We start from the raw sequence: 10,823 nt of genomic DNA on the forward strand, positions 1-10,823 counted from the left end.
AAGGAACAGCCCGAACAATCGGGCTGATCTCCTGATGACAGACCTGTTTAGGATTGCGAATCTTGCCATGCCCGGATTCCCAGAGCCAATGCTCCGCATAACCCGGACTGAGTGCCTAATACTGGGGGAACTATATAATGTTCGATATCATGTACAATTTCGTCGGCAAGCACATATCCGTTCAAATTGCGCCTCACCTCTGCACGAATGAGGGGATACAGCTGAGTCTGCTGCATAACGCCGCCGCCCAGTATGATCTTCTCCGGGGAATTCGTCAGAATCAGTCCGGTGATGGACTGCGCTATATAATAGGCTTCGATTTCCCAAGCGGGATGGTCGGCCGGCAGCAGATGTCCTTTCAACCCCCATCGGGCTTCAAGCGCCGGTCCAGCTGCCAATCCTTCCAAACAATCGCCATGGTAAGGACAGGTTCCTCCAAAGGCATCTTCGGGATGGCGTTTCACGGGAACATGCCCGCCCTCCGGATGTACCAATCCATGAACCAGCCGGCCTTCGGAATAAAGGCCGATCCCAATACCTGTACCCACCGTATAATAAGCGCAGCTGTCCAGCCCCTTGGCCGCTCCCCAAGTCGCCTCGCCCAAAGCAGCTGCATTGACATCCGTATCCCAGCCAAAGGGAATATCCATATGCGACTTCATGTTACCGAGGACATTGATCTGCGACCAACCATGTTTCGGTGTTGACGTTACATACCCGTATGTCGGGCTCTCCGGCTTCAGATCGATGGGTCCAAACGATCCGATGCCAATGGCTTCCACCTCATGATCCTGGAAATAGGAAATGGCTCTGGATAATGTGCCCTCCGGCGGTCCTGTCGGAAAGCTGATGCGATCCTCGACGATTCCGTTTTCATTCCCGATACCGCAGACAAATTTGGTGCCGCCCGCTTCCACTGCTCCAATACGCATAACGCCGAATCTCCTTATTACTCATTCATCGTACTTTTACTGGCCACTAGATGAAGAAAACTCATAGACTTGCAGGGACTCTATCACCTTCCGGCCATCATCGGCAAATACGGTTATTCCCGTTGAAGCAGGATCAGGATAAATCAAATCCGTGATCACCGCCTGCCCGCGATCCGCGAACAGTTCCACGGACGAACGATCCACGAAAATCCGCATCTCCAGAATAGAGCCCGATGTCTGCAGCGGTGCCGAATGCTTGCCCGGGAAATCCTTATGGAAATTCGCCTGCCCTGAACGGCTGCGATCCACGTAAACCTCGGCAGCTCTTGCATCCCAGCCAACCAAGGTCTCTTGCCCTAATCCTGTCCTTACTTTCAAACCAAGCGAAAATGCAGCATCAAAGCGGACAAGGATCTCGCTGCTCTCCAACTGCAGATCGGCTAACCGGACAGCGGCTTCATCCACAGCGATACCATGCAAGGAAAGCAACTCGGTGCGGTGCGCTTCCATTTCTCGAACCGGCTGCTGCGTTAGCATGACTTCGCCTTCCAGCGTCTCCAGCTTGAGTTCCCGGACCAAGGTCATGGCTCCCCTCCAACCATCCGTTGGCGTCAGGTTTGCGTATTTCCAATTGCTCATCCAGCCGATGAACAGCCTTCTGCCATCCGCTGCCGGAATGTCCGACCAGCTGACCCCGGCATAATTATCTCTGCCGTAATCCAGCCACCGCACTTCACCTTTGGAGCGTTCATCCGGCATAAACGTTGTCCCGTCAAAATCTCCAATGAAATATTGCGTTCTGGAGCCCTCGACGAAGGCCGGATCATCCCCAATGCTGACAAGCATGACCCATCGCACTCCACTGTCTTCCGTTGCAAGGGGGAACAGGTCCGGACATTCCCAGACCCCATCATGAAATCCGATGCCCTCTCCAAACTCGCTGGCAAATACCCATTCCTTTAAGTTTGAAGATCGATAGAGACATACCGTCTGCCCGCATGCCACAATCATCACCCACTGCGACGACGGCTCATGCCAGAACACTTTGGGATCCCGAAAATCAATATAACTGTCATGGCTAAGGACCGGATTGCCGTCATACTTCGTCCACGTTCTTCCTTCGTCCTTGCTGTACGCCAGACTTTGGTACTGCATCATTTGCTGAGCGCCCGGCACATCATGATGGTGCGTGAAGATCGCCACAAGCCCGGGCTCTTCGTCGAAAAATCCGCTGGTATTGTCCCAGTCCACAACCGCACTGCCTGAGAAGATCGTGCCATGCTCATCCGGCGCTAAGGCAATGGGGAGCTCTTTCCAGGAAACCAGATCCTTGCTGACCGCATGTCCCCAGTGCATGGGTCCCCATGTGGTGCCAAATGGGTGATGCTGATAAAACAAATGGTATTCCCCATTAAAATAGACCATGCCGTTAGGATCATTCATCCAGTTCTTCTGAGGTGAAAAATGGTAGGCATTCCGATAGTTTTGCTGTTCCGTGTTCGTCATTTGTGATCTCCTTCATTATCGTTATCATGGATTTACGACCGTACTTCAACGATATGCAGGAACGGCCGCTCGATTCCACTCGGTTACTTCATGTTTCTGTCGTATCCCGTTTGTTTGATCGTCAGCCACTCCTGAAGCCCAAGTCGATCCAATTCCTTCAGATAAGCATCCCATTCCCGATCTACTTTTCCATTCTGATACCATTCGGTGCGCATTCTTTCCACGTAAGGGAACAAGTCCGCTTCAATCGTGGATAAGCGATCCAACTCGTCGATGGAGAAGAATACTTTGGGGTATGTATTCTCCGCTTTCATGTGCGGTACCATGACGTCTTTCATGAGTTTGAGCCTCCACGCCGCATCATCCGGCATCGTGGTGTATTTTCCATAATACTCGTCCAGGATCGCAAGCGGCCCCGCGATGCTTGTTTTTTGTCTAAGCTCTACCGGAGCCGTGCCTTCAAGCGGAAGGTGCTTCAGCATCCCTTTGGCTTCATCCAGCTCAAAAATATTCTGCTGGGTATCGTCGCCGTAAGTTCCCCAGTTGTTCTGAACCGATTGGAGCGGTTCATACATGGCATCTATCCATTTTGCCGTTTCTTCCAGCTTCTTGTTGCTGCTGGTAATGACCAATCTTCCCCGGTCCAGTCCGATTCCGTTCGTCCTCGTTACATTGATCTCGCCGGTTGGCCCTGCAAGCGGCGGCATCAGATCATACGTATCATTCATGCCCGTGATGTTGGCTTTATCCCACGTAAAATACATGCCGTACCGATGGTCTTTTCCCTTGGCCAGGTAGGTATTCCAATCCTGCTGGAATGCTTCGATGTCGATTAATCCCTCTTCATACAATTCGTGAATGAATGCTATGGCTTCCTTATATCCTTCCTCTGCGGCGGTGAACACCACCTTGCCGTCATCCGTAACAACGGTGTGATCCCAGTTCTCGCCCAAGCCGAATGAAGCAAACAGGAATGTCAGATCTTCGCCGCCCGGCTTATTAATGAAGGAAAGCGGTATTTCGTCAGCCTGCCCGTTGCCGTTCGGATCTTGGGTTTTGAACGCATTTAATACGGTTTTCAGCTCTTCCGTCGTAGTTGGCATATCCAACCCCAGGGCGTCGAGCCACTCCACGTTAATCCATGGGAAGTTATCCACCGATTGAATCCGCTCTTTCCCTGAGCCCAACTCCTCGATCCATGGAAAGGAATAAATATGCCCATCCGGCGCCGTAATCATGTTGACGTATTCCGGTGCTTCCTCCAGCACTTTTTTCAGATTGGGCATATGCTGTTCGATTAAATCCTCCACGGGAATGATGACTCCGTCCTTTGCCAGCTTCAGCAGATCGTAATCTCCGTACCCCGCATCGAAGATGGCATCGGGCAAATCTCCGCTCGCTACGGCCAGATTGCGTTTTTCCGCAAATACATCGCTTGTATAATTCTTCCACTGGATGTGAATGCCCGTTTTCTCCTCCAGGCGCTTGTTGATCAGCTTCTCGTTAGGGTCGGCAGGAGCCAGCGGCGAACTTTGCGTCAGGACGTTCAAGGTGACTTTACCGTCCGGCGACTCATTTGAGGCTTCCCCGCCCTTGCCGCACCCGGACAAGAGCAGCACGGCTGCCAGAGCTGTCAGGGTTACCGCTTTTTTACGGTTATGTTTCTTGGATCTCTTCGTATTCATATCAATGACCTCCCGAATCCTGTATTTGGATAACTATGTTGAAGCGGCCCGCTATTTGAGAGAGCCTACCATAACACCTTTCTCGAAGTACTTTTGGAAGAACGGATACATAATCAATAGCGGAAGGCTGGAGATCACGATCGCCGAATATTTAATCATTTCCGAGAGCCGTTTCAGTTCCGCCATCGCAAGCTGGTCGCTGATCATGCCCGGCGCAGCCTGGTTTTGTATGAGAATCGATCGTAGAACGAGCTGCAGCGGGTGCAGCTTGGGATCGTCCAGATAGATCATGGCATCGAAGAATGCGTTCCACTGGCCCACGAAGGCATACAGCGCGAGCACAAAGATAATGGGCTTGGATAGCGGCAGTACGATCCGGACAAAGATTTTCATATCGGAAGCCCCATCCACATTGGCTGCCTCTTTCAATTCATTCGGCACTCCTTTGAAGAAGGTTCGTGACAAAATGATGTTCCACACATTCACCGCGCCGGGGATGATCACGGCCCATACCGTATTGAGCATGCCAAGCTCCCTTACAAGCAAATACGTAGGGATTAGTCCGCCTCCGAAAAAAATGGTGATAATGAACAACGTCATGAAAAAATGGCGTCCGGCCAGCCGGTTCTCCGAAAGCGCGTATCCCGCACAGACCGAAACCGTTACCGTGAGAAGCGCAAATGCCGTCGAATACAAAACGGCATTGCCAAATCCGCGGAGCATCGCGGGATTGGACAGAATCATCTGATATCCTTCCAGGCTCCAATCGGAGATTTTAAAAGATAGTCCTTGATTCAGCAGCACGGTGGGATCCATGAACGAGGCCACCACAATGTAAACCAAGGGAACGACAACGACCAGTACGGCAAGCGTTAAAAAGATCGCGTTTAATGACAACAGAAAGCGGTCGAAGCGTGAATGTTTGACGGCCATGAGTATGACTCCTTTCCTAGTAGAGGCCTTCGCCTTCATTGAGTTTTCTGACAATAAAGTTCACCGTTACGAGCAAAATGACATTGATGACGGAGTTGAATAAACCAACGGCTGCCGAGTACGCATAATCGCCTGACTGTAAGCCGACCTTGTACACATAGGTAGCGATAATCTCCGAAGTAGGAAGATTCATCGAGGTTTGCATCAGATACGCCTTTTCAAAGCCTATGGACATAATGCCACCCGCCGCCAGTATGAAGACGATCGCCATAATCGGCCTAATCGTAGGCAGATCGATATGTCGGATGCGCTGGAGAAGGTTAGCTCCGTCCAGGCTGGCCGCGTTATGCAGCTCGGGGTCCACATTCGCAAGAGCAGCTACATAGATGATGGAGGCCCATCCGGCACCCTGCCATATATCTGATAGAATATAAATCCACCTGAAGTATTCCGGCTGCGACATAAACATCAGCGGACTTCCCGTCATCCAAATGACCAATTGATTGATCGGCCCCGTCGGGGACAAGAAGATAAACAGCATCCCGACAATGACGACCACCGAGATGAAATTGGGCGCGTACAGGAACAATTGAATATTTTTCTTGACTGCCGCTTTGCGAACCTGGTTTAACATGAGCGCAAGCAGGATCGGCACCGGAAAGCTAAAGATAAGACCAAAAAAACTCAATTTAAGCGTATTCATAAAAATGACGTCAAAATTTGGCGAGGCGATAAATTTTTCAAAATGCTTGAGCCCGACCCACTCGCTCCCGAGGATTCCTTTAATCGGGCTGAAATCCTTAAATGCGATAACGGCACCGTACATCGGAACGTACTTGAAAATAAGGGTCAATATAAGCGCCGGGGCCAGCAGTATGTACAGAAAATAGTTTTTCTTGATGAAAGTGAGCGTTCGACCTGCGGAGCTCCGTCCCCTGATTACCCCTGCCCCCTGATTGGCTGGTTCCACTGAATGTCTCAAACCTGTTCCCCCCGTTCTTTCTAGAGAAGTTTACATATTGCTTACAGAAAAGGCTTTCATTTTTCACTTATGTTGAATGTCGCTTTTACAATTTATCAAATGATGTAACATCAGTCAATAGTATTTGTAAAATTTAATTTGTGCAATTGACAACATTATTTGTTCATTTATTTCCTCTTCCATTCATAAAAATGAGCAACAGAAGCTCTTTTCCTTATAAAGTTGGAAGGATTTATTATTTTTTTCCTTGTTAGATGATGTTCCAGCCAATATAAATAAATGGCAACCAGGAAAATGACAAAACCTCTTCTGTTTAAATGTTAAATGTATTGTGCATTTGTAAAGTCAAGGTTGCTATTTGGGCTAATCTATTATACATTTGATTTAAGATATTCAGAGGTCATAAGCGACTGGAAGAAACAGCGGACCTTCGCATGAACTTGATCATTTGAGGTGAAATCAGATACATGACGAAAGAAAAAGTCACAATTCAAGATATTGCCGATGCACTGGGGATCTCCAGAAACACGGCATCCAAGGCTCTGAACGGAAGCGAAAGTATTCCGGACGAGACGCGCAGCAAGGTTATCCGAAAAGCGATTGAACTGAAATACAAACAGTTTGCTTTCATGGAGACGGACAATCTGCTGACCAAAAACCCGGGAAACATCGCTCTTCTGACGGCGAATCTCCCAAGCACCTCCCATTTTGGCTCGCGATTAATCAGCGGGCTTGAGAAACGAATCAGCGCGGAAGGATATAACCTGTCCATTCATATTGTCCGTGACATCGATCGAAGCTCTCGGACGCTGCCTAACAATTTTGAATCCTCCAAAGTGGATGGCATCATATGTATCGAGTTATTTGATATGGACTACAGCAAGGAGCTCACAAGCCTGGGCCTGCCTACCGTATTTATCGATTGTGCCGCTGACATGTTCTACCCGGACTTGCAGGCGGATTTGCTTCTGATGGAGAATGAACACAGCACCTGTCATATGACCAAGCAGCTCATCGAGCAGGGAAACGCATCTTTGGGATTCATCGGGGACATCCGGCATTGCAAGAGCTTTAACGAACGCTGGGTGGGATTTAATCGGGCTTTGACCGAGATGGGGGTCCGGCTGAATCCGGAACAGTGTGTCCTAAACCCGGACCGCGAGTTTTTCTCCGAGTCCGACTGGATGGAGAAGCGGCTGAAACAGATGAAACAGTTGCCGTCCGCTTTTGTCTGCGCCAATGATTTTATTGCGGTCAATGTGATGAAAGCCTTGAAGAATAGCCATATCGCCATCCCCGGCGACATTGCCGTATGCGGCTTTGATAATGCGCCTGAATCGCGCATCGTTGAACCCCATTTATCAACGGTACATATCTATAGCGATGAAATGGGAATTGCTGCGGCTAATATGCTGTTGTCCCGGGTGAAAGAGCCGGCGCTGCCCTATCAAGTCACCCATATCCAAACCAAGCCGATCTTCAGGGCATCGACCGAAAAAACAGACTAGTTTTATCCTTTTTAAGAAAAAAGAACCGTTCTGCCGGTATTCGGCTGAACGGTTCTTTCGGTTTAATGGGGTGGGAGAGACAGTGCATTCTCCCTTAAACGAATCAATTAGGCGATTCCATGGAATACCGCCCAAGCTTCCCTGCGCGAAGCTCACGCAGGAATAAGCTTGAGGCTTTTTCCAAATCGACTCTTCCGCCGCTTACGATGCAGCCGCGTTTTCTTCCGATTGCCTCCATGACCGCGACGATTTCATCCGGGTTGTCCAGATCCGTCGGGCGCTCCTTCAGGTCAAAGCGCTCGCTCATCGTTTCCCAGTAATAGTTGGCGAAATATTTGATCGCAAAAAAGGCAATATCCTCTACGTTCAATATTTCCTCTTTGATGGCACCGGTTACCGCTAAGCGGTATCCTACATTCTGATCCTCGAACTTCGGCCACAGAATACCGGGGGTATCCAGCAATTCCATCTCACCGCCGGCCACCTTGATCCACTGCTGCCCTTTCGTGACGCCTGGACGGTCTCCCGTCTCCGCGATGTTACGACCGGCAAGCCGGTTAATCAGCGTGGATTTGCCAACATTCGGTATGCCGACAATCAACACGCGCATCGCTCGCGGGTTCATGCCCTTGGCGATTTGTTTGTCAATCTTCTCTTTCAGCAGCAGCTTAATCTGGTTCGGAATATCCTTAACGCCTGTCCCCGTGGATGCATCGACGGGAAAAGCCGTCAGTCCGTTTTCTTTAAAATAGGCCTGCCATTGCCTTGTAACCTCAGGATCGGCCAAATCGGCTTTATTCATAATAACTAGCCGCGGCTTGCCCTGCAAAATCTCGTCGATCATCGGATTTCGGCTTGAGAGCGGAAGCCTCGCATCGATCAGTTCTATAACGGCATCGATCAGCTTCAGCTTCTCCTGAATTTGACGGCGCGCTTTGGTCATATGTCCAGGAAACCATTGTATTGTCAAACGTCGTCACCTCTCTTTGCTCTGCAAACTGTCATCGTTTCTATAGCGCCATGCGGCTGGCTAATGGTTGATGAGCCCTATGTCTTTAATCGGCCAGAAAATCAAGTCTGCTCGACCGATAATATCCCCCAAAGGAACATATCCTATCATTCGGGAGTCGGTACTGTTGGAGCGGTTATCCCCCATCACGAACACATGGCCCTCCGGGACAACGCCGTCCTGAACAAACGAGTTCGGAAAATCCGTGTTATTGTATAATCGATTTTCAGCATGGGCTTGATCAATTGCTTCCTGTATGTAGGTTTCATTCACAGGTTCCCCGTTGACAAGCACTTTATCGCCTTCCACTTTAACCGTATCACCGGCAACCGCGATCACGCGTTTAATGAAATCCCTGCCCTCATCAGGAACATGGAACACGATAACTTCGCCACGCTCGGGTTTGCGGATATCATATAAAATCTCGTTGACGATCAGCTTCTGATTCGAAACAAAGTTAGGTTCCATCGATGGTCCCTGCACAATAAACGGTTTAAAGAGAAGCCAGCGAATGAGAACGACGAGAACCAGCGCAATGAGAAGAGCCTTCAGCCATTCTACAAGCTCGTTCTTAGCCTTTTTGGCCGGTTTCCCCACGTTGGTTTCAATGGCCTCCTGGTGTTGATCTTTCTCCATAATCCACCGTCCTTCCCTATAGATCGCTTTCGCATGATAACGATTTTTGGATATACAAAAGGGGCTTGTATATACGCACAAGCCCCTTTTACCGCCTTGTAATTAACGACGAATTTCTTTAATTCTCGCTGCTTTACCGCGCAGTTCACGAAGATAATAAAGCTTCGCACGACGCACTTTACCACGGCGAGCCACTTCGATTTTATCGATTTTAGGCGAGTTGATTGGGAAAGTTCTTTCCACACCAACACCGTAAGAAATTTTACGAACGGTAAAAGTCTCACTGATTCCGCCACCGCGACGTTTAATTACTACACCTTCAAACAACTGGATACGCTCACGAGTTCCCTCGATAACCTTAACGTGTACTTTTAAAGTATCACCAGGACGAAAGCTCGGAATATCTTTACGAAGTTGTTCTTGAGTAATCGCTTGAACGATATTCATCTAGGACTCCCTCCTCTCACACAGGTGTTCTTGCATCTTCCGGAAACTCTATGTATTTCCTTCATTATCCGCAGCGGACCACCGTATTCACAACAAAAGAAATAGTAACATATTTTGCTGACTGAATCAAGTGTTTTATCTTTACACCCTCATCTATAAACCCGCTCAACGCTCACTGGTCTTTAAAAAACCACTTCCAGCATGAAGATCATGCCGGAAGCGGTTAGGCTGAACTTAATTTACGCTTTCTTTCGAGTCATGCAAGCCTTTGTGGCGCTTGCCATAGTATTCCAGGATGTCGTCTACCGTTTGGAATTGAACTTCAGTATGGTTTGTTTCTTCTATTTTTGCTTCCTGTTGTTGTCGATGTTCTGTCATGACAAGATGCCTCCCAGTAATCTCAAGTGTTTCTCCAGATACATATTACCCACCGAAGGAGACGATGCATCAACCATATTAAAAAAATTGACACTGAAGTATACAATACTGGGCTATGAGCCAATTCTAAAGATAGAAATCCTTGCAGCGGTTTGCGGTGCCGTTATCGATTTACTGACCGGCGATAAATTATAGAGCCCAACGGTATTACCTGCACTTAAATTGATGACGGCAGATCCTGATACTTCGGCGTTGGTTGAATTCGAGTTCATGTTCGCCGTATTTGTCGTATTACCGTTAACAACAATTCCGAAAGTATTAGGCGCCGTCGAACCCGTTTCAAGCGATATCTGCCAGTCAAAGTAGTAGAAGCCAGCTGTCACGATGGTCAGCGTCGTGGTACCGTTAAAGGTTACACCTTGAAGTGTGCTTGTTGAAAAAGTAACCGGCGAGTTGGTGGCCACATTTTGTATGACTCCATTGCTGGCATAGATCACACTACCGCCCACGAGGGTAGTAGACCCGGTTGGACCCGTCGGGCCTGCCGGACCTGTTGCTCCCGTTGCTCCCGTTGCTCCTGTGACTCCCGTTGCCCCAGTTACTCCTGTTGCTCCTGTTCCTCCGGTTGCCCCTGTTGCTCCTGTTGCTCCCGTTGCTCCTGTTACTCCTGTTACTCCCGTGACTCCGGTTCCTCCTGTCGCTGCTGTTGCTCCTGTATCTCCGGTTGCTCCTGTTACCCCCGTCCGCTCCGTCGCCACTTACTGCCCCGTCGCACTACATGCCACCGGACCAACGTGTCGCTCTGGA

The 10,823-nt window shown here is 49.2% G+C and carries 11 protein-coding genes; 1 reads left to right on the forward strand and 10 read right to left on the reverse strand.

Annotation, left to right across the window (positions count from 1 at the left end):
- Positions 1–47: 47 nt before the first annotated feature.
- From RB298_RS20595 to RB298_RS20615, 5 genes are all read right to left on the reverse strand, one after another.
- A complete protein-coding gene (locus RB298_RS20595; RefSeq protein WP_486048314.1) occupies positions 48–932 on the reverse strand; it encodes an ROK family protein in 885 nt (294 codons plus the stop codon).
- Between the two features lie 36 nt (positions 933–968).
- Positions 969–2,438 (reverse strand): glycoside hydrolase family 32 protein, encoded by a 1,470-nt coding sequence (locus RB298_RS20600; protein WP_486048316.1) that lies wholly within the window; start codon positions 2,436–2,438, stop codon positions 969–971.
- A gap of 83 nt (positions 2,439–2,521) precedes the next feature.
- Positions 2,522–4,123 carry an ABC transporter substrate-binding protein gene (locus tag RB298_RS20605; RefSeq protein WP_486048317.1) on the reverse strand — a complete coding sequence of 534 codons (1,602 nt, stop codon included), beginning with the start codon at positions 4,121–4,123 and terminating at the stop codon, positions 2,522–2,524.
- Between the two features lie 51 nt (positions 4,124–4,174).
- The gene (locus tag RB298_RS20610; RefSeq protein ID WP_009590918.1) at positions 4,175–5,056 is read right to left on the reverse strand and encodes a carbohydrate ABC transporter permease; all 882 of its coding nucleotides are present in this window, start codon (positions 5,054–5,056) and stop codon (positions 4,175–4,177) included.
- Positions 5,057–5,072: 16 nt separating this feature from the next.
- Positions 5,073–5,996, reverse strand: a complete 924-nt coding sequence (locus RB298_RS20615; RefSeq protein WP_254777959.1) for an ABC transporter permease — start codon at positions 5,994–5,996, stop codon at positions 5,073–5,075.
- Positions 5,997–6,505: 509 nt separating this feature from the next.
- On the opposite strand from RB298_RS20615, the gene RB298_RS20620 reads away from it, so the two are divergent.
- Positions 6,506–7,546, forward strand: coding sequence for a LacI family DNA-binding transcriptional regulator (locus tag RB298_RS20620; RefSeq protein WP_486048320.1), 1,041 nt, complete (start codon positions 6,506–6,508; stop codon positions 7,544–7,546).
- A 103-nt stretch (positions 7,547–7,649) separates the two neighbouring features.
- Here the strand turns inward: RB298_RS20620 and ylqF are convergent, their stop codons facing one another.
- The 5 genes from ylqF to RB298_RS20645 all read right to left on the reverse strand — a co-directional run bounded on the left by ylqF (position 7,650) and on the right by RB298_RS20645 (position 10,774).
- Complete coding sequence (gene ylqF, locus RB298_RS20625; protein WP_486048321.1) at positions 7,650–8,516, reverse strand: ribosome biogenesis GTPase YlqF; 867 nt, start codon at positions 8,514–8,516, stop codon at positions 7,650–7,652.
- Positions 8,517–8,576: 60 nt separating this feature from the next.
- Positions 8,577–9,191: a signal peptidase I gene (gene lepB / locus RB298_RS20630; protein WP_036663956.1), complete on the reverse strand. Its 615-nt coding sequence runs from the start codon at positions 9,189–9,191 to the stop codon at positions 8,577–8,579.
- A gap of 102 nt (positions 9,192–9,293) precedes the next feature.
- Positions 9,294–9,638 carry a 50S ribosomal protein L19 gene (gene rplS / locus RB298_RS20635; protein ID WP_015736355.1) on the reverse strand — a complete coding sequence of 115 codons (345 nt, stop codon included), beginning with the start codon at positions 9,636–9,638 and terminating at the stop codon, positions 9,294–9,296.
- A gap of 234 nt (positions 9,639–9,872) precedes the next feature.
- Positions 9,873–10,016 carry a hypothetical protein gene (locus RB298_RS20640; protein WP_162939111.1) on the reverse strand — a complete coding sequence of 48 codons (144 nt, stop codon included), beginning with the start codon at positions 10,014–10,016 and terminating at the stop codon, positions 9,873–9,875.
- A 113-nt stretch (positions 10,017–10,129) separates the two neighbouring features.
- Positions 10,130–10,774: a hypothetical protein gene (locus RB298_RS20645; RefSeq protein ID WP_486048323.1), complete on the reverse strand. Its 645-nt coding sequence runs from the start codon at positions 10,772–10,774 to the stop codon at positions 10,130–10,132.
- Between the last annotated feature and the right edge of the window lie 49 nt (positions 10,775–10,823).

Origin of the sequence: Priestia sp. BR_2 (assembly GCF_041954005.1) — a bacterium.
GTDB classification, from domain to species: Bacteria; Bacillota; Bacilli; order Paenibacillales; family Paenibacillaceae; genus Paenibacillus_AQ; species Paenibacillus_AQ lautus_A.

What these genes read in the sequence shown, in the direction of transcription:
- RB298_RS20595 (WP_486048314.1), bottom strand. Translation starts at nt 932, where the DNA reads ATGCGTATTGGAGCAGTGGAAGCGGGCGGCACCAAATTTGTCTGCGGT.
- RB298_RS20600 (WP_486048316.1), bottom strand. Translation starts at nt 2,438, where the DNA reads ATGACGAACACGGAACAGCAAAACTATCGGAATGCCTACCATTTTTCA.
- RB298_RS20605 (WP_486048317.1), bottom strand. Translation starts at nt 4,123, where the DNA reads ATGAATACGAAGAGATCCAAGAAACATAACCGTAAAAAAGCGGTAACC.
- RB298_RS20610 (WP_009590918.1), bottom strand. Translation starts at nt 5,056, where the DNA reads ATGGCCGTCAAACATTCACGCTTCGACCGCTTTCTGTTGTCATTAAAC.
- RB298_RS20620 (WP_486048320.1), top strand. Translation starts at nt 6,506, where the DNA reads ATGACGAAAGAAAAAGTCACAATTCAAGATATTGCCGATGCACTGGGG.
- lepB (WP_036663956.1), bottom strand. Translation starts at nt 9,191, where the DNA reads ATGGAGAAAGATCAACACCAGGAGGCCATTGAAACCAACGTGGGGAAA.
- rplS (WP_015736355.1), bottom strand. Translation starts at nt 9,638, where the DNA reads ATGAATATCGTTCAAGCGATTACTCAAGAACAACTTCGTAAAGATATT.
- RB298_RS20640 (WP_162939111.1), bottom strand. Translation starts at nt 10,016, where the DNA reads ATGACAGAACATCGACAACAACAGGAAGCAAAAATAGAAGAAACAAAC.